Annotated in this window: 16 protein-coding genes; 9 read left to right on the top strand and 7 right to left on the bottom strand. The window is 68.3% G+C overall.

The window, feature by feature from the left end; translation table 11 throughout:
• Window positions 1-61: 61 nt before the first annotated feature.
• Window positions 62-1,726, bottom strand: coding sequence for a lytic transglycosylase domain-containing protein (locus AC1RR5_RS16110; RefSeq protein ID WP_492923385.1), 1,665 nt, complete (start codon window positions 1,724-1,726; stop codon window positions 62-64).
• A 10-nt stretch (window positions 1,727-1,736) separates the two neighbouring features.
• A complete protein-coding gene (locus tag AC1RR5_RS16105; RefSeq protein WP_492922861.1) occupies window positions 1,737-2,549 on the bottom strand; it encodes a uracil-DNA glycosylase in 813 nt (270 codons plus the stop codon).
• Between the two features lie 151 nt (window positions 2,550-2,700).
• Here AC1RR5_RS16105 and AC1RR5_RS16100 point away from each other — a divergent pair, with 151 nt between their 5' ends.
• From AC1RR5_RS16100 to AC1RR5_RS16085, 4 genes are all read left to right on the top strand, one after another.
• Window positions 2,701-4,374, top strand: a complete 1,674-nt coding sequence (locus AC1RR5_RS16100; protein ID WP_492922859.1) for an electron transfer flavoprotein-ubiquinone oxidoreductase — start codon at window positions 2,701-2,703, stop codon at window positions 4,372-4,374.
• A gap of 72 nt (window positions 4,375-4,446) precedes the next feature.
• Entirely contained in the window at window positions 4,447-6,177 is a 1,731-nt protein-coding gene (locus tag AC1RR5_RS16095; protein ID WP_492922857.1) for a tetratricopeptide repeat protein, read from the top strand.
• 41 nt (window positions 6,178-6,218) lie between these two features.
• Entirely contained in the window at window positions 6,219-7,106 is an 888-nt protein-coding gene (locus AC1RR5_RS16090; protein ID WP_492922855.1) for a 4-(cytidine 5'-diphospho)-2-C-methyl-D-erythritol kinase, read from the top strand.
• A gap of 10 nt (window positions 7,107-7,116) precedes the next feature.
• Window positions 7,117-7,746, top strand: a complete 630-nt coding sequence (locus AC1RR5_RS16085) for a peptidylprolyl isomerase (protein WP_492922853.1) — start codon at window positions 7,117-7,119, stop codon at window positions 7,744-7,746.
• On the opposite strand, the gene AC1RR5_RS16080 is transcribed toward AC1RR5_RS16085, so the two are convergent.
• From AC1RR5_RS16080 to AC1RR5_RS16070, 3 genes are all read right to left on the bottom strand, one after another.
• The gene (locus AC1RR5_RS16080) at window positions 7,743-8,546 is read right to left on the bottom strand and encodes a lipid II flippase Amj family protein (RefSeq protein ID WP_492922851.1); all 804 of its coding nucleotides are present in this window, start codon (window positions 8,544-8,546) and stop codon (window positions 7,743-7,745) included. The two genes, AC1RR5_RS16085 and AC1RR5_RS16080, sit on opposite strands and share 4 nt — an antisense overlap.
• Window positions 8,547-8,650: 104 nt before the next feature.
• Entirely contained in the window at window positions 8,651-10,186 is a 1,536-nt protein-coding gene (locus tag AC1RR5_RS16075) for an ammonium transporter (protein ID WP_492922849.1), read from the bottom strand.
• Between the two features lie 26 nt (window positions 10,187-10,212).
• Window positions 10,213-10,551, bottom strand: coding sequence for a P-II family nitrogen regulator (locus AC1RR5_RS16070; RefSeq protein ID WP_291879143.1), 339 nt, complete (start codon window positions 10,549-10,551; stop codon window positions 10,213-10,215).
• A gap of 325 nt (window positions 10,552-10,876) precedes the next feature.
• Here AC1RR5_RS16070 and AC1RR5_RS16065 point away from each other — a divergent pair, with 325 nt between their 5' ends.
• The 4 genes from AC1RR5_RS16065 to glyS all read left to right on the top strand — a co-directional run bounded on the left by AC1RR5_RS16065 (window position 10,877) and on the right by glyS (window position 15,303).
• Complete coding sequence (locus tag AC1RR5_RS16065; protein ID WP_492922847.1) at window positions 10,877-11,227, top strand: DMT family protein; 351 nt, start codon at window positions 10,877-10,879, stop codon at window positions 11,225-11,227.
• A gap of 85 nt (window positions 11,228-11,312) precedes the next feature.
• Window positions 11,313-12,254, top strand: coding sequence for a fasciclin domain-containing protein (locus tag AC1RR5_RS16060; protein WP_492922845.1), 942 nt, complete (start codon window positions 11,313-11,315; stop codon window positions 12,252-12,254).
• 85 nt (window positions 12,255-12,339) lie between these two features.
• Window positions 12,340-13,239 (top strand): glycine--tRNA ligase subunit alpha, encoded by a 900-nt coding sequence (locus tag AC1RR5_RS16055; protein WP_492922843.1) that lies wholly within the window; start codon window positions 12,340-12,342, stop codon window positions 13,237-13,239.
• 6 nt (window positions 13,240-13,245) lie between these two features.
• Window positions 13,246-15,303 (top strand): glycine--tRNA ligase subunit beta, encoded by a 2,058-nt coding sequence (gene glyS, locus AC1RR5_RS16050; protein ID WP_492922841.1) that lies wholly within the window; start codon window positions 13,246-13,248, stop codon window positions 15,301-15,303.
• A gap of 54 nt (window positions 15,304-15,357) precedes the next feature.
• Here the strand turns inward: glyS and AC1RR5_RS16045 are convergent, their stop codons facing one another.
• Window positions 15,358-16,200, bottom strand: a complete 843-nt coding sequence (locus tag AC1RR5_RS16045; protein ID WP_492922839.1) for a metal-dependent hydrolase — start codon at window positions 16,198-16,200, stop codon at window positions 15,358-15,360.
• Window positions 16,201-16,273: 73 nt separating this feature from the next.
• On the opposite strand from AC1RR5_RS16045, the gene AC1RR5_RS16040 reads away from it, so the two are divergent.
• Window positions 16,274-16,888 (top strand): TetR/AcrR family transcriptional regulator, encoded by a 615-nt coding sequence (locus AC1RR5_RS16040; RefSeq protein ID WP_492922837.1) that lies wholly within the window; start codon window positions 16,274-16,276, stop codon window positions 16,886-16,888.
• Here AC1RR5_RS16040 and AC1RR5_RS16035 read toward each other — a convergent pair.
• A complete protein-coding gene (locus AC1RR5_RS16035) occupies window positions 16,885-17,280 on the bottom strand; it encodes an NUDIX hydrolase (RefSeq protein WP_492922835.1) in 396 nt (131 codons plus the stop codon). The two genes, AC1RR5_RS16040 and AC1RR5_RS16035, sit on opposite strands and share 4 nt — an antisense overlap.
• Between the last annotated feature and the right edge of the window lie 4 nt (window positions 17,281-17,284).

Raw genomic sequence — 17,284 nt, 5'->3', positions numbered from 1 at the left:
GGACTCAGCTTGGGTCCCCGCTTTCGCGGGGATGAGCGGGTTTAGGGTTGAACCTGCGCCGTTACGGCTGAGCCGACGCCAGCTGGTTCATCAGCTGATCAATGCTCGTCGGCGCCGCCACCTGCGGGTCCAGCCGGAAGTCCACCGTCCGCGCGCCGCTCGCCACGGCGTCCAAGGTCTTGTTCTCCGCGCCCATCAGCCGGCGATAGGTCCAATAGCTGGCCATCACCTTCTCGACGTAGTTGCGGGTTTCCTTGAACGGCAGGCTCTCGATCAGCAGCAGGGTGTCGCAGTCGGCGCCCAGCTGGGCGGCCGTGCGGTTCAGCGTGGCCGGGCCGCCGTTATAGGCCGCCACGGCGCGCAGGAGGTCTGGGCTCTTCACGCCCCGGTCCATCAACCAGGTGAAGTAGTCCTGGCCGGCGCGCAGGTTGTAGGCCGGATCGAACAGCGGGCTGTTGTCGGCCAGCAGCTTGTCGTCGCCGACCACGTCGGCGGCCGAGGACGGGCGCACCTGCATCAGGCCCATGGCCCCGGCGGCCGAGACGGCCATGGGGTCAAAGCGGCTTTCCTGACGCACCAGGGCGTAGACCATGGCCTTGTCGATGGTGAAGCCGCCCACCGGATCCAGCGGGGGCAGGGGATAGTCCTCGCCGCCGACCCGGCGCACCGGGCGGCCGGCGTTCAGCGGGGCGTTGGCGTTCAGCGACAGGGCCAGGGCGGTCCAGTCGTCGCGAAGTTCCGGCGTCTCGGCCAAGGAGAGCCCGGCGCGCAGCTCCATGCCGGCTTCGCGCCAGCGACCGACCTGGGCCAGGGCGGTGGCGCGGCGGGCGCGCGGGTCGATGCTGACCAGGCGGTCCAGAGACGCGGTGTCCGGGCCGGTATAGCTGGCGCGGGTCAGCAGGCTGGCGATCGGGTCGAAGCTCTCTTCGGTCACCGCGACGCCGGCCAGGGCCAGCTGGCGAAGGGCGATCATGCCGTAGAAGGTGTTCGGCGAGCGGGCGGCCTCGCTGAGCAGGCGCTGTGCGTCGCGGCCGTGGCCGGCCTGGCTGGCCGTGCGGGCGGCCCAGAAGGCGCCAGCGGCGCGCAGCCACTCGTCCTCGTTCTGGTCGTGGGCGACCTGCTCGAAATAGTCCTGGGCGGCGCGGTAGTCGCCAAGGCGATAGGCCGACAGGCCCGCGATCCAGGTCTCGCCGCCGGCCACGGCCAGGCTCAGAGCCTTCTGGACGTCGCCGGAATAGTAGGCCTCGCGGGAGGCGCGGCCCTTATCGGCGGGCGGCGGGGCGGTCTCGTCGCCGATGAACAGTTCGGGGATCGGCGTGGCGGCCACGCGCTTGCCGGCCGGCTTGCGCTTGACGGCCAGGGCATAGACCCGGTCGGCGCCGGCCTCGTCGGCGTAGCGCTTCAGCCAGCCCGTCAGGTCGTCATAGCTGGCCGAATAGCGGCTGGGGTGCATGACCTTGGCGAAGGACAGACGGCCGACCAGGCTGCGGTCGCGAGCGTTGGCCAGGGCGGCCTCGGCCGCGTCGAAGTCGCCGCGATCGGTGGCGGCGAAGGCGGCGCGATAGGCGCGGACGTCTTCCGGAGTCAGAGGGTCGAGGGCGCCTGCGCGCGAAACCGATGCGGTCGCGCACAACAGAAGGGCCGCAAAAACGGCCAGAGGGCGAGCCCAAAGCTTCAAAAGTGATCCGCGCTCCCCCGCAGGCGCGCGTCCCCCATTCCCACCAATTGGCGTTATTTTAGTGCGGACGCTCCGGGCGATCAAGCCGCTCGGTCAGCGTCAGAAGGTCCTGCCAGGCCTTCTTCTTCTGCGCGGGGGTGCGCAGCAGGAAGGCGGGGTGCAGAGTCGGCATGGCCGGAAGCTCGATCGACTTGTCGTCCGAGACCCATTCGAACCAGCGGCCGCGCATGGAAAGAATGCCTTCCTCGCGCTTCAGGACCGACTTGGCCGAGGCCCCGCCGGCCAGCATCAGCATCTTGGGTTTCACCAGGGCGATGGCGCGTTCGACGAAGGGGGCGCAGGTCGCCTGCTCCTGCGGCGTGGGCGTGCGGTTGCCCGGCGGGCGCCAGAAGACGGTGTTGGTGATGAAGACGCGGTCTTCCAGGCCGGCGGCCTTCAGCATGCGGTCCAGCAGCTTGCCGGCGCGGCCGACGAACGGCGCGCCTTGGGCGTCTTCATCCGCGCCGGGGCCTTCGCCGATGATCATTAGCGGGGCGTCAGGGGCGCCGCGCGAGAACACGGCCTGCTTGGCGCCTTGGGTCTTCAGCGGGCAGCCGTCGAAGGCGGCGATGGCGGCGGCCAGGCTTTCCAGGTCATTGCAGGCGGCCGCGGCGGCGCGGGCCATGGCGACCGCCGAGCCGACATCGGGACCACGCACCGCGACCGGGCGCGCGATGGCGACCGGAGGCGGCGGCTGGCTCTTGGCGCGCAGCATCGCCGCGCCCTCGGCCAGACGATCGATGGGGGCGTCCGCGTACAGGGCCTCGACGCCAGCATCGGCCCAGAAGGCCAGCAGGCTTTCGACAGCGCGTTGATCGGCGGCAAGGCTCATGAGACGGTCTTAGCGCGGATTAACGCCGGTCTCCACGCTGCGTCGCAGCAAAAAATAGCGATCAGGTGCTTGACCGCCACTGCGTCACGTTTGGATAAGCTGTGATTCAAACAGTCATAAGACAGGCGGCCGAGCCTGATCGGGAGACCCTATGAGCGAAGACCTCGAACGCGAGTCGATGGAATATGACGTCGTCATCGTCGGCGGCGGTCCCGCGGGCCTCTCGGCGGCGATCCGTCTGAAGCAACTGGCCGCCAAGGCCGGGACCGAGATCTCGGTGGCGCTGCTGGAGAAGGGCTCGGAAGTCGGCGCCCACATCCTGTCGGGCGCGGTGATCGATCCCAAGGGCCTGGCCGAGCTGTTCCCCGACTGGAAAGAACTGGGCGCGCCGCTGGAGACCCCGGTCACCAAGGACCGCTTCAAGCTGATGGGTCCGCAGGGCGAGCTGGCCCTGCCGATGTTCGCCATGCCGCCGTTCATGCACAACCACGGCTGCTACATCGCCTCGCTGGGCAACCTGACCCGCTGGCTGGCCGGCAAGGCCGAGGAGCTGGGCGTCGAGATCTATCCGGGCTTCGCCGCTTCGGACCTGGTCTGGAACGAGGACGGCTCGGTGAAGGGCGTCGTCGTCGGCGTCGTCGGCATCGCCAAGGACGGCCACCACAAGCCCGACTTCCAGCCGGGCATGGAGCTGCACGGCAAGTATGTCTTCATCGCCGAGGGCGTGCGCGGCTCGTTGGCCAAGCAGCTGATCGAGAAGTTCGACCTGTCGGCCGGCAAGTCGCCGCAGAAATACGGCATCGGCATCAAGGAGCTGTGGCAGGTCCCGCCCGAGCAGCACCAGCCGGGCCTGGCCGAGCACACCACCGGCTGGCCGCTGGACAACAGCACCGGCGGCGGCAGCTTCATGTACCACTTCGGGGACAACTACGTGTCCATCGGCTACGTGGTGCACCTGAACTACAAGAACCCGTGGATCTCGCCGTTCGACGAGTTCCAGCGCTTCAAGCAGCATCCGGGCGTGCGTCCGTACCTGGAAGGCGGCAAGCGCATCGCCTACGGCGCGCGGGCCATCACCGAGGGCGGCTATCAGTCCGTGCCGAAGCTGACCTTCCCGGGCGGCGTGCTGATCGGCTGCTCGGCCGGCTTCGTCAACGTGCCGCGCATCAAGGGCAGCCACAACGCGGTGAAGACCGGCATGCTGGCCGCCGAGGCCGCCTATGACGCCGTGCAGGCCGGCCGGACCAGCGACGAGCTGACCGCCTACCAGACCGCTTATGACAAGTCGTGGGTGGCCAAGGAGCTGAAGGTCGTCCGCAACGCCAAGCCGATGCTGGGCAAGTTCGGCACCGCCCTGGGCGGCGCGGTCAGCATGTTCGACATGTGGTGCACGCACCTGTTCGGCGGCTTCTCGTTCTTCGGCACGATGAAGCATGAGAAGACCGACGCGGCCTCGACCGGCCTGGCCAAGGACTTCGAGCCGATCGTCTACCCCAAGCCCGACGGCGTGATCAGCTTCGACAAGCTGAGCTCGGTGTTCCTGTCGGCCACCAACCACGAGGAAGACCAGCCGGCGCACCTGAAGCTGAAGGACCCGTCGATCCCGATCTCGGTCAACCTGCCCAAGTATGGCGAGCCCGCGCGTCTCTACTGCCCGGCCGGCGTCTACGAGGTTCTGTACAACGAGCAGGGCCAGGATCCGCGCTTCCAGATCAACGCCCAGAACTGCGTCCACTGCAAAACCTGCGACATCAAGGACCCGTCGCAGAACATCGTCTGGACCACGCCGGAAGGCGGCGGCGGACCCAACTATCCGAACATGTGACGGCAAAAGCCTCCCAGTCCCGCTGGGAGGCTTTTTCTTGCGAGGCGCATCGAAAGCGCCGAGGGTAGGCGAATGACGCGTATCCAAGTCCTTCTCGCCTGTGTTTCCGTCTCGGTCCTGACCGCCTGTTCGACCGCGCCCAGCTCGATCACGATGCGTGGGCCCGTCAGCGCCGGCTCGCCGCTGTTCGACACCCGCTCTTCGTACGGCCAGTTCCTGGCGGGCCAGGCGGCGCTGCGCGACGGCAAGTCCAAGGAAGCCGCCACCTATTTCGGCACGGCCGCGGTGCTGGGCGATGATCCGGGCGTGCTGGGCGAGCGTTCGTTCACGGCGCTGCTGCTGGCCGGCGAGATCACCCGCGCCGCCGCCATCGCCCCGACCGAGGCGGACGCCACCGAGGCGGTCAAGCGCCTGGGCGTGCTGACCCGCGTCGTCGAATCCCTGGCCATCGGCAAGGGCAAGGACGCCCAGATCCTGCTGAAGACGGAGTCTCCGGGCTTCCCGCACCAGCAGGCCGCCGCGCTGCTGGCGCCGTGGGCCGCCGCCGCGGCCGGCGACAACGAGGGCGCGATCGTCCAGCCGACCCTGCGCAGTGACAAACTGGTCCAGTATTTCGGCCAGCAGGGCCAGGCCCGCCTGTTCGAGCGCGCCAAGCGCTATGACGAGGCCGAGACCGACTACAAGGCCTTGGTCGCCAACGCCGCCACGGCCAGCATCTTCACCCTCGACTACGGGGCGTTCCTGGAGCGCCGCAAGCGTCACGCCGACGCCGTGGCCGTGTACGACAATGCTTTGCGTTCCGCGCCGAGCGACACGGGCCTGCTGCGCGCTCGCGCTCGCGCCGCCGCCAAGGGCGCACCGCCGGCGCTGCCGACCATCCGTCAGGGCGCGGCCGAGGGTCTGGTGGCCTGCGCCGCCACCTTCGCCGGCGAGCGCCAGACCCAGTTCGCCCTGGCCTATCTGCGCCTGGCCCTGCGCCTGGACCCCGCCCGCGACGAGGCCTGGGTGCTGGTCGGTGACCTGCTGAACCAGGGCGAGGACCCCAAGGGCGCGATCGAAGCCTATGCCCACGTGCTGCCGGGCTCGCCGCACTACGCCTCGGCCCAGAGCAAGACCGCCTGGGCCTGGAACGACATCGGCGACAAGGCCAAGGCGCTGGACGTGGCCAAGGCCGCCTCGGTGGCCGCCCCGAACGATCGGGACGCCAGTGTCGCCCTGGCCGACCTGCTGCGCGCCGGCGGCCAATGGAACGAGTCGGTGGCCGTGCTGGACCCGATCATCGCCCGCGAGACCGCCACGCCCGACTGGCGCCTGCTGTACCTGCGCGCCGTGGCTCTGGAGCAGGCCAAGCGCTGGCCCGAGGCCGAGCGCGACCTGAAGGCGGCGCTGAAGGCCAATCCGGACGAGCCGGAGCTGCTGAACTTCCTCGGCTACAGCTGGATCGACCGCAACGAGAACCTGGCCGAGGCCCTGGGCATGGTCCAGAAGGCGGTCGCGGCGCGTCCGCAGTCGGGCGCCATGCTCGACAGCCTGGGCTGGGCCTATTACCGCCTGGGCGACTACAAGATGTCCGTCGAGAAGCTGGAAGCGGCCGTCGAGATGGAGCCGGGCGATCCGGACGTGAATGGGCACCTGGGCGACGCCTACTGGAGGGTCGGGCGCAAGACCGAGGCCCAGTTCCAGTGGCAGCGCGTGCTAAGCCTGGAGCCCGACGACAAGCAGAAGGCCGACTCCGAGGCCAAGCTGAAGAACGGCCTGGGTCCCACAGGGCCGGCCAGCAAGTCGACGGTCGCCCACAACTAGGCTATCGGGCGGTGGTCCTTCTCCATCGAGTCTGAGAGATCATGCGGCTGCCCACGTCCTCTTTGGCCGCCTTCGCCCCGGCCAAGGTCAATCTGTTCCTGCACGTGGGCGGGCCGGACGCCGAGGGCTATCACCCGATCTCCAGCCTGATGGTCTTCGCCGACGTCGGCGACGATGTGATGATCCAGCCCAGCGACGCGCCGGCCTTCGAGACCTCGGGGCCCTTCGGCGGCGCGATCCCGGCCGATGGCGACAACCTGGTGGTCCGCGCGGCGCGGGCCTTCCACGCCAGGCTGGGCGGGCCGATCCCGCCGTATCGCCTGATCCTGGAGAAGCGCCTGCCGATCGCGGCCGGCCTGGGCGGCGGTTCCAGCGACGCGGGCGCGGCCCTGAAGCTGCTGCGCGACGCCCTGGCCCCGCATTTCACCGACGATGATCTGGAGCCGCTGGCCGCCAGCCTGGGCGCGGACGGCGCGGCCTGCCTGCGGGCCGTGGCGCTGATGGCCGAGGGGCGAGGGGAGATCCTGTCGCCGGCGCCGAGGCTGCCCGAGCTGAACGCGGTGCTGGTCAATCCGGGCGTCCCGTCGCCGACCGGCGCCGTCTATCGCGCCTATGACGCCGCCGTGCATCCCGATGGCGCGGAGCGGCCGTTCCTGCCGGCAGACCTGGAAAGCGCCGAGGAGGCCGCCGCCTGGCTGGCCGTGGCCACCCGCAACGACCTGGAGGCGCCGGCCGTGGCGCTGGAGCCCCGCATCGGCGAGGTGCTGGACGTGCTGCGCGAGGAGCACGAAAGTCTGCTGGTCCGCATGTCCGGCTCGGGGGCGACGTGCTTTGCCCTCTGCGCCAGCGACATCGAGGCCGAGGGGCTGGCCGAGCGCCTGGAAACGATGCGACCCGACTGGTGGGTGCGGCGCTGCCGCCTGAGCTGAGGAGCTACGAATGAAGCGCCGTGACGTTCTCGCCGCGATCGGAAGCCTCGCCGCCGCGCCGGCCTCCGCCCAGGTCCTGAGCCTGCCAGCGACGCCGATCGTGCCGGGGCCGGGCGACGTGCTGGTCAGCCTGGAGACCAGCCTCGGGGCCATCATCATCGCTCTGAAGGTCAAGCAGGCCCCGCTGACCGCCGCCAATTTCCTGCAGTATGTCGACGGCAAGCTCTATGACGGCTCCAGCTTCTGGCGCGCGGCCAAGGCGCCCAGCTCGGTCGACTACGGCCTGATCGAGGGCGGCCTGGCCGGCGACCCGAAAAAGGTCCTCAAGCCCGTGGCCCACGAGCCGACCACCCAGACCGGCCTGCGCCATGTCGACGGCACGCTGTCGCTGGCCCGCCGCGACCCGGGCAGCGGCGACAGCGACTTCTTCATCTGCGTGGGTGAGGCGCCGTATCTGGACGCCAATCCGGCCGCCTCGGGCGACAACCTGGGCTTCGCGGCCTTTGGTCAGGTGATCAAGGGCATGGAGATCGTCCGCAAGATCCTGAACCTGCCCACGCCGGGCGTGGCGACCAATCCGGTCATGCAGGGCCAGATGCTGGATCCCGTGGTGCCGATCGTCACGGCCCGACGGATCTAGATAATCCGCGCCAGCATCACGACGCCGGTCGCGGCCGGGACCAGCAGCAGCTGGGCCAAGACCGTGCCGGCCACCCGGCTGCCGGCAAACCACACGACCGCGCGGCGGAAGGCCGGCTCGCTCACTCGGCCGTCCATCACGTCGTCGGTCATGATCGACAGGGCCGGATCGATCAGCACGAACAGCAGGATGGTGGCGACGCCGTTGATCACCGACGACAGGCTGACGGCCGTGACCCGGAATTGCGGGTCCAGATAGCCGGCATAGAGGGAGGCGAAGACGCCGACCGTCAGCAGGGCCTGGGCCAGGACGTTCAGCACGATCACCCGGATCGGCACGTCGATCTTCTGCTTCAGGCCCTTGAGGTGACCGGGCGAGGGCAGGGCGACCGCGTCGCGGACATAGGACAGCCCGCCCTTGGCGAAGGCGTGCATGAGCAGCTTGGGCACCGAGCGGTGGACCTGGAAGTGGGCGACGGCGCGGGTGAACAGCCGCTGGGCGGTCGGGATCATCAGCGCCCCGACCAGGGCCGCCAGGCTGGCGCTGGCCATCAGCCACTGGAAGTCGGCCAGCAGGTTCTGGCCTGTGCCCGCCAGCAGTTCGGTCTCGATCCGCTTGGACAGGAACGGCCCCTGGAAGGCGTTCGAGGCGCGCGACAACAGCACCAGCACGTTGAACAGGGCGAACGACATGGCGATCCGCCGCGTGCGGACGCCGGCGATGCGCACGGCGTAGGCCAGGGCCCCGATCAGGTGGATCACGAAGGTCAGGACGCAGAGCAGGAACAGTTGAGCGTCCACGACGGTCTCCAGGCGGAAGGCGCGGAGCTTGGCCGATCACCGCCCAAAGAGAAAGGGCGCGGAGATTGCTCTCCGCGCCCTTCGACTTGGAACCTACGCCAGCCTTAGCTGTGGTAGGCGCGTTCGCCGTGTTCCGAGATATCCAGGCCTTCTTCTTCGGCTTCCGGCGCAGCCTTCAGACCGATGACCAGCTTGATCAGGAAGAAGACGATCAGCGAGGCGACCAGCGACCAGACGATGGTGACGCCCACACCCTTCAGTTGAGCGATCACTTGGGTGCCCAGGCTGTAGACGGCGTTGTCACAGGTCGAGATGTCGCCGTCCTTGGCGCAGCTCGTATAGTCGACGATGCCGGCGCCGCCCCAGGCGGGGTTGACCACCAGGCCGGTGCCGATGGCGCCGACGATGCCGCCGATGCCGTGGATGCCGAAAGCGTCCAGGCTGTCGTCGTACTTCAGGGCGTTCTTCACCACCGAGCAGAAGAAGATGCAGATCGGCGAGACGACCAGACCCAGGATCACCGCGCCCATCGGACCGGAGAAGCCGGCGGCCGGGGTGATGGCGACGAGGCCGGCGACGATGCCCGAAGCCAGGCCCAGGGCCGACGGCTTCTTGCGGGTGACCCACTCGACGAGGATCCACGACAGGCCGGCGGCCGCGGTGGCGACGAAGGTGTTGATCATGGCCAGCGAGGCGTAGCCGTTCGATTCCAGGTTCGAGCCGGCGTTGAAGCCGAACCAGCCCACCCACAGCAGGCCAGCGCCGACCAGGGTCAGGGTCAGCGAGTGCGGGGGCATCGGCTCCTTGCCGTAGCCTTGGCGCTTGCCGAGGATCAGGGCGCCGACCAGAGCAGCGATACCCGCATTGATGTGGACGACGGTGCCGCCGGCGAAGTCCAGAGCGCCGAAGCTCCAGATCAGGCCCGACTTGACCGGAGCGGTCGGGGCCAGGGCGATCGCGTCAGGACCCGGCCACCACCAGACCATGTGCGCCATCGGATAGTACGACAGCAGCGGCCACAGGACGGCGAAGGCGACGATGGCGGCGAACTTCATGCGCTCGACCAGCGAACCGACCACGAGGGCGGCGGTGATGGCCGCGAAGGTCGCCTGGAACGAGATGAAGGTGAACTCGGGGATCACCACGCCGGTCGAGAACGTCGCGACGTTGGAGGCCGGCGTCACGTCCTTGAGGAACAGACGACCAAGGCCGCCGACGAAGCTGTCCCAGCTGCCGCCGTCGGTGAACGCGAAGCTATAGCCCCACAGCACCCAGGCGACGAAGCCGATCAGGGCGACGGTCGAGACCTGCATCATAACCGACAGCATGTTCTTGGAGCGGACCAGGCCGCCGTAGAACAGCGCCAGACCTGGCAGGATCATCAGCAGGACGAGCAGCGAGGAGGTGAGCATCCATGCGTTGTCGCCCTTGTCGTTCTTGTCGACGATGGCGGGCGCGGGGGCTTCAGCGGCGGCGGGCGCGGCGGCCGGAGCCGGCGCAGCCTCGGCGGGCGCGGCGGTGGCGGCGGCAGCGGCCGGCGCGGGCGCGGGCTCCTGGGCGAACGCAGTCGCGCCCAGCGGCGCCCCCGCGAGGGTCGCGGCGAGCATGAGCCCGGCCAGCGGTTTGAACTTGAATTTCATCGTCGGTATCCCCTTTTCCCGATGCGTTACAGAGCGGCCGAGCCGGTTTCGCCGGTGCGGATGCGGACGGCTTCTTCGACGTTCAGCACGAAGATCTTGCCGTCGCCGATCTTGCCGGTGGCCGCGGCGGCCTTGACCGCCTCGACGGCCTTGGCGGCGGACGCGTCGTCCACGACCGCTTCGAGTTTCACTTTCGGCACGAAGTTCACTTGGTACTCCGCGCCCCGATAGATCTCGGTCTGGCCCTTCTGGCGGCCGTAGCCCTTCACTTCCGAAACCGTCAGGCCTTCGACGCCGGCGGCGACGAGCGACTCGCGCACCTCGTCCAGCTTGAAGGGTTTGACGACCGCTATGATCAGTTTCATCCGCCTGCTCCGACCCGCGTCGCCGCGGGCTTGCTTTTGCTTGGTTGTCGGAAGCGAGAGAGCGCCCCCTTGTGATCACCGCCGACGCCGCCATCACGCGCTGCATCGTTTCCCCGGCTCGGCCACGCTATCGGCGACGGTTCCGTGACGTGCCTTGCGGGCAAGGTTTTGGAAACGAATTGGACGAGGCGCCTAAAATATGAGCGCCAGGCGCTTCGATTGCGTCAGAAACCGGCGATTTCGACCAACGGGAGGATGGTGGCGCGCAGGGCGCCCCTTGTCCTAGGTTGCGGGAATCCTATCGCCCCGCCTCGGAGCCCGCCCTATGCCGCCCCTCGTCATGAAGATCGCGCCCTGGGCGTTGCTGGTGATGTCCAACATCTTCATGACCTACGCCTGGTACGGTCACCTGAAGGGCAAGCCGATGGCGCTGCCGGTGGCGATCCTGTCCAGCTGGCTGATCGCGCTGCCTGAGTACATGCTGGCCGTGCCGGCCAACCGCATCGGCCACAATATGTATTCGACGGCTCAGTTGAAAGTCGGCCAGGAGGTCATCACCTTGGTGATCTTCATCCTGTTCTCGTATTTCTATCTCGGCGAGGCGATCAAGTGGTCGACGCTTGCCGGCTTTGCGTTGATCGTCTCCGGCGTGGCGGTCGTGTTCTTCTTCAGGTGAAGCTTAATCGTGATCACGAGGCCGTGATCGCGGAACCGAGTCCCCGGTCCGGGCGTACACCGCTCGAACCGAGAGGAACTCGACCATGAACACCAAGCGTCTCCTGACCGCCGCCGCGGCTATCGCCCTGCTGGCCGGCGCCGCCCAAGCTCAAGACATGGCCGCTCCGGCGCCCGCCGCGCAGGCGCCGACCGCCGCCGCTTCGCCCGTCGTGGCCAAGGGTGACCTGATCGACACCGCCACAGCGTCGGGCCAGTTCACCACCTTCCTGAAGGCCGTCGGCGCTGTGAACCTGACCAGCGTCCTGAAGACCAACCAGAACCTGACCCTGTTCGCGCCCACCGACGCGGCCTTCGCGGCCCTCCCGGCCGGTGAGCTGGACAAGCTGATGCTGCCCGAGAACGGACCGCTGCTGCAGAAGGTGCTGACCTATCACCTGATCAACGCCAAGGTGGACTCCACCAAGATCAAGGGCGCCAAGGGTGAAGTGAAGAGCGTCGAGGGCTCGTCGCTGCTGCTGGACGGCTCGGGTACGACCCCGATGGTCGACGGCGCCACCATCACCCAGACCGACGTCATGGCCAGCAACGGCGTGCTGCACGTGGTCGACAAGGTGCTGATCCCCAAGGACGTCCCGGGCCTGCAAGCCTCGGCCGCGCCCGCCGCCACCGACGCCGGCGCGACCATGAACGTGGCCGCCAACGAGCAGATGGCCCCGGCCGCTCCGGCCGATCAAGCCGCTCCGGCCATGCCGGCCGATCCGGCCCAAGCCGCGCCGGCGACGGCCACCGACATGGCCGCTGACCCGGCCGCCTCGCCGACGGCGACCTCGGCTCCGGCCTCGGGCGTGAACACCTCGGGCGTCGTGCCGACCTCGTCGCAGTCGCCGGAGGCCCAGGCCTCGCTGAAGGCCGGCGACGCCAATGTCGTCTCTAACCCGCCGGTCGCCGACACCAAGGCCAACCGCGCCAAGTACGGCCTGCCGGACTCCAACGCCGGCAAGCGCACCGTGCCGAAGGGCAACTAAGGCTTCTGAAGCCTCGGACATCGCTTGAAGCAGCAGTCGGCGGGCCCTATGGTCCGCCGACTTTTTTCTAGGCCTGCTTCGATTGATGTCGCGCGAAAAACCCAAGTCCTTCCAAAGCCTGATCCTGACGCTCCATGACTATTGGAGCCGGCAGGGCTGTATCATCCTGCAGCCGCACGACGTGGAAGTGGGGGCGGGGACCCTGCACCCGGCCACCGTGCTGCGCGCCTTGGGCCCCAAGCCCTGGAACGCGGCCTATGTGCAGCCCTCGCGCCGTCCGGGCGACGGCCGCTATGGCGAGAACCCCAACCGCCTGCAGCACTATTACCAATACCAGGTGATCCTGAAGCCGAACCCCGAGAACATGCAGGACCTGTACCTGGGTTCGCTGGAAGCGATCGGCCTGGACCTGCGCACCCACGACATCCGCTTCGTCGAGGACGACTGGGAGAACCCGACCGTCGGCGCGTGGGGCCTGGGCTGGGAAGTTTGGTGCGACGGCATGGAAGTGTCGCAGTACACCTACTTCCAGCAGGTGGGCGGCCTGGACGTCTCGCCGGTGGCTGGCGAGCTGACCTACGGCCTGGAACGCCTGGCCATGTACGTGTTCGGCGTCGACAACGTCTACGACCTGCCGTTCAACGACCCGGACTCGCCGCTGGGCGCGACGACCTATGGCGACGTGTTCCTGGAGAACGAGCGCCAGCAGTCGGAAGCCAACTTCCACGGCTACGACGTCTCGGTGCTCAAGCAGCAGTTCGAGCAGATGGAACAGCAGGTCCCGCTGATGCTGGCCCGCTCGTACCAGGACAAGGCCCTGGTGCTGCCCGCCTACGACATGGTCCTCAAGGCCAGCCACCTTTTCAACCTGATGAACGCCCGCGGCGCGATCGCCGTCGCCGAGCGCGCCAGCTACATCGGCCGCATCCGCGACCTCTGTAAGATGTGCGCCAGCGCCTGGGTCGATCAGCAGGAAGCCGCGTAAGTTAAGATGCCCCAACTTCTCCTCGAACTGTTCTCGGAAGAGATCCCCGCCCGCATGCAGGCCCAGGCCGCCAAGGACCTGGAGCGCATGGCGCGCGAGCACCTGGCCGCCGCCGGCTTCCTGCCCGAGGCCCTGAAGACCTTCGCCGGCCCGCGCCGCCTGACCCTGGTGGCCGAAGGCCTGCCGCTGGCCCAGGCCGATCGCAAGGAAGAGCTGAAGGGCCCGCGCGTCGGCGCCCCGCCGCAAGCCATGGAAGGCTTCCTGCGCAAGGCCGGCCTGAGCCAGGACCAGCTGGTCGAACGCGACGGCGTCTACATGGCCTTCATCGAGAAGAAGGGCCGCCCGACGCCGGAGATCGTCGCCGAGATGGTCGAGGCCATCGTCCGCGGCTTCCCGTGGCCCAAGTCGATGATCTGGGGGACCAAGAAGCTGCGCTGGGTGCGTCCGCTGAAGCGGATCCTGTGCGTGCTGGACCGCGAGGTCGTGCCGTTCGCCATCGAGGGCATCCCGAGCGGCGACATCACCGAAGGCCACCGCTTCATGGGCGACGCCCAGCCGTTCACGGCCAAGGACTTCGACGAGTACGCGGCGGGCCTGGAGGCCCACTTCGTCGTGCTCGACGTCGAGGAGCGCAAGGAACGCATCCTCGAAGGCTGCAAGACCCTGTGCTTCGCCCGTCACCTGGAACTGGTCGAGGACCAGGGCCTGCTGGAAGAAGTCGCCGGCCTCGCCGAATGGCCGACGCCGGTGCTGGGCGACATGGACCCGGTGTTCCTGAGCCTGCCGCCCGAGGTGATCCGCACCTCGATGCGCACGCACCAGAAGTACTTCGCCGTCCGCAAGGCCGGTGAAGAGGGCCTGGCCCCGCACTTCATCACCATCGCCAATATCCAGGCGGCCGACGGCGGCGCGGTGATCGCGGCCGGCAACGCCAAGGTGCTGTCCTCGCGCCTGTCCGACGCTCGCTTCTTCTGGGACGAGGACGTCAAGGTCGGCTTCGAGCCGTGGCTGGAGAAGCTGAACGGCGTCACCTTCCACGCCAAGCTCGGCACCATGGCACAGCGCGTCGAGCGCATCGTCGCCCTGGCCGGCGAGATCGCCCCGCTGGTCGGCGCCGATGTCGCCAAGACCAAGGAAGCCGCGCGCCTGGCCAAGGCCGACCTCGCCTCGCAGATGGTTGGGGAGTTCCCCGAGCTGCAGGGCGTCATGGGCGGCTACTACGCCCGTACCTTCGGCCTGGACGGCGAGATCGCGGACGCTGTGCGCGACCACTACAAGCCACAAGGGCCGTCAGACGCCGTACCGGCTGCGCCGGTCAGCGTGGCCGTGGCGTTGGCGGACAAGCTGGATACGCTCGCTAGGTTCTTTGCTATCGGTGAGAAGCCGACGGGTTCGAAAGACCCTTATGCCCTACGCCGTGCGGCGCTTGGCGTGATCCGGATCATTCTGGAGAACCGCCTGCAAGTTTCGCTTATCTCCGTGCTGCGGAAGGCGCTGTTTGCTCAAGCTGAGAATGAGGAAGGCCTTACCGGGTCGGGCATGGAGATCGCGCCGGAAATCGTCGCCTTCTTCGCCGACCGCCTAAAAGTCACCCTACGCGACCAAGGCAAGCGCCATGACCTCGTCGACGCCGTCTTCGCCCTGGGCGACGACGACCTGGCGCGCATCGTCGCGCGGGTCGAGGCCCTGGATGGTTTCCTGAAGACCGACGATGGCAAGACCCTGATGGCCGGCTACAAGCGCGCTTCCAACATCCTCAAGGCCGAGGAGAAGAAGGGCGCTCTGCCGGTCGGGGCTCCGGAAGCGCCGACCGCCGACAGCGACGCCGAGGTGGGCCTCTACAACGCCCTGCGCCTGCTGGCCAAGCCGCTGAAGGACGCCTTGGACGCCGAGGACTTCACCGGCGCCATGACCCAGCTGGCCGAGCTGCGCGGTCCGGTCGACGCCTATCTGGACGGCGTCTTCGTCAACGAGCCCGAGCACCGCGACAACCGCCTCAAGACCCTGGCCGCCGTGCGCGACGCCATGGGGCAGGTGGCGGACTTCGGCCTGATCGCGGGCTGATCGCGCTCACAGCACAAACGGAAACGGCGGCCTCTCGGGCCGCCGTTTTTGTTTCTACGCCACCGCCGCGTCGAACTCGGCTTTCCAATCCGCGAACTCGGCGCGGTCGTCCTGGTCCCAGGGGTGGAAGCCGGGGCGGTACCAGGCGAAATAGGTCTTCCAGCCGCGGCGGAAGAGGCCCGGCTTGCCCCACACGAATGCATTGACCGCCTTCAGCGCCGCCTTCGGCGTGTAGCCGTCGGTTTCCAGCAGGCGGGCGGCGTAGCGGCAGATGTTGCGGGTAAACATGATGGTCACGAAGAACATCGCCCGGCAGCGCATGAAATAGCGGCGGCGCGGCGTCCAATCCTGAGTGGCGACCATGAAGACGTCATAGGCGACCGCCTTGTGCTCGGTCTCCTCCATGGCATGCCAGCGCCACAGCTTCTCGACCTCGGGATGGGCCTTGTCGAACAGGTCCTGATGGCGCACGTGCATCTCGGCCATCATCGCCGTGAAGTGCTCCAGCGCGATGGTCGACAGCAGCATGGCCATCTTGCCGCGCTCGCGGGCCATCTTCACGCGGCCCTTCACGATCTCCTCGATCTCGGCAACCGGATAACGCTCGCGGTCGATCAGGCTGTTCAGCTGATGATGCTCGCGCGAGTGGATGGCTTCCTGGGCGATGAAGTTCTTGGCGTCGTCCAGCAGCTTGCCGGTCAGCAGGTGGCGGTAGTTGCGCACCGCGTCCATGAAGAGGCGCTCGCCGTCCGGGAAGGTCAGGGACAGGGCGTTGAACACCGCCGTGCCGACGGGATCGCCGCCCAGCCAGTGGCCCTTCTGGGCGTCTGCGAGGTCGAAACGGATGTCGCGCGGCGTGACGTCCAGGTCTGCGGGGGTGGTTTTGGCATCGGTCATGGCGTTGTGCGCTCCGCCGGATTAGGGCTCTGTGAGCCTGTGTTGTGATGCATCCTGAGTTATACTGACAAAAATGTCAATAGAGAGCTCCGCGCCCATTGGCGCTCCGAAAACGCGCGTGCGCCGCTCGCCCGAAGCCGCGCGCGAGAACATCCTCGCCGCCGCCGAGGCGCTGCTGGTCGAGCACGGCCCGCAGGCGATCAAGCTGGCCGACGTGGCCAAGGCCGCGGGCGTGGTCCACGCCAATGTCATCCACCACTTCGGCTCGATCGCCGGGGTGGAGACGGCGCTGATGGAGCGGATGATCCGGCAGCTGGCCGACAAGATCATCGCCGGCTTCAACGAGCAGGGCGTCTCGGCCGGCTTCGGGGCCCAGGCCCTGTTCGACGCCTTCGAGGCCAAGGGCGCGGCGCGGCTGGCGGCGTGGCTGGAGCTGACCGGCGAGGGGCGGCGGATGACGCTGGTGCGCCAGGTCGTCGACGAGGTGGTTCAGACCCGCCTGGCGCAGGATGTCGGCCTCGAGCGCGAGACGATCATCGACTTCATCCTGCTGAACATCGTCCTGGCCATCGGGGTCGGGCTGTTCGGGCCGACGCTGAGCGAGCTGCTGGGCCGGCCGGCGGACCGGGCGCGCGAGCTGGCGCAGGAGCTGGTCCACGGGCGGATCACCGCCATGGGCAAGGCCTAGGCGCGGGCCAGCAGCGCTGGCAGGACCTGATCGGTCAGCAGCGGCGCGAGCCGCAGGTCGCCCGGCGCTGCCGGATCGATCCAGGCCAGTTCCTCGATCTCGGCCCGCGCGGTGATGTCACCCTCGACCGTGGCGAGGTAGGTGGCGGACTGGACGGTGAACCCAGCTTCGTTGGCGGCCGGAGCCGCGTAGTTGCCTAGCAGCTCGGCGTGGACCAGCCGGCAGCCCAGCTCTTCGTCGAGCTCGCGCGCCAGGGTGGTCAGGTCGTCCTCGCCGCCGTCACGCTTGCCGCCGGGCTTCATGAACGCAGTCGTGCCGCGCTTGCGGACCAGCAGCATGCGGCCGTCCGCGTCGCGGATCACGGCGGTGACGATGTCGAGGACGCGGCTCATGGTT

This window comes from Caulobacter sp. GW821-FHT11E11, assembly GCF_058808315.1.
The sequence above is the reverse complement of the archived record's forward strand: the minus strand, read 5'-3'. Positions and strand labels throughout refer to the sequence as shown.

What these genes read in the sequence shown, in the direction of transcription:
- AC1RR5_RS16105 (WP_492922861.1), bottom strand. Translation starts at nt 2,549, where the DNA reads ATGAGCCTTGCCGCCGATCAACGCGCTGTCGAAAGCCTGCTGGCCTTC.
- AC1RR5_RS16100 (WP_492922859.1), top strand. Translation starts at nt 2,701, where the DNA reads ATGAGCGAAGACCTCGAACGCGAGTCGATGGAATATGACGTCGTCATC.
- AC1RR5_RS16095 (WP_492922857.1), top strand. Translation starts at nt 4,447, where the DNA reads ATGACGCGTATCCAAGTCCTTCTCGCCTGTGTTTCCGTCTCGGTCCTG.
- AC1RR5_RS16090 (WP_492922855.1), top strand. Translation starts at nt 6,219, where the DNA reads ATGCGGCTGCCCACGTCCTCTTTGGCCGCCTTCGCCCCGGCCAAGGTC.
- AC1RR5_RS16085 (WP_492922853.1), top strand. Translation starts at nt 7,117, where the DNA reads ATGAAGCGCCGTGACGTTCTCGCCGCGATCGGAAGCCTCGCCGCCGCG.
- AC1RR5_RS16075 (WP_492922849.1), bottom strand. Translation starts at nt 10,186, where the DNA reads ATGAAATTCAAGTTCAAACCGCTGGCCGGGCTCATGCTCGCCGCGACC.
- AC1RR5_RS16070 (WP_291879143.1), bottom strand. Translation starts at nt 10,551, where the DNA reads ATGAAACTGATCATAGCGGTCGTCAAACCCTTCAAGCTGGACGAGGTG.
- AC1RR5_RS16065 (WP_492922847.1), top strand. Translation starts at nt 10,877, where the DNA reads ATGCCGCCCCTCGTCATGAAGATCGCGCCCTGGGCGTTGCTGGTGATG.
- AC1RR5_RS16060 (WP_492922845.1), top strand. Translation starts at nt 11,313, where the DNA reads ATGAACACCAAGCGTCTCCTGACCGCCGCCGCGGCTATCGCCCTGCTG.
- AC1RR5_RS16055 (WP_492922843.1), top strand. Translation starts at nt 12,340, where the DNA reads ATGTCGCGCGAAAAACCCAAGTCCTTCCAAAGCCTGATCCTGACGCTC.
- glyS (WP_492922841.1), top strand. Translation starts at nt 13,246, where the DNA reads ATGCCCCAACTTCTCCTCGAACTGTTCTCGGAAGAGATCCCCGCCCGC.
- AC1RR5_RS16045 (WP_492922839.1), bottom strand. Translation starts at nt 16,200, where the DNA reads ATGACCGATGCCAAAACCACCCCCGCAGACCTGGACGTCACGCCGCGC.
- AC1RR5_RS16040 (WP_492922837.1), top strand. Translation starts at nt 16,274, where the DNA reads ATGTCAATAGAGAGCTCCGCGCCCATTGGCGCTCCGAAAACGCGCGTG.
- AC1RR5_RS16035 (WP_492922835.1), bottom strand. Translation starts at nt 17,280, where the DNA reads ATGAGCCGCGTCCTCGACATCGTCACCGCCGTGATCCGCGACGCGGAC.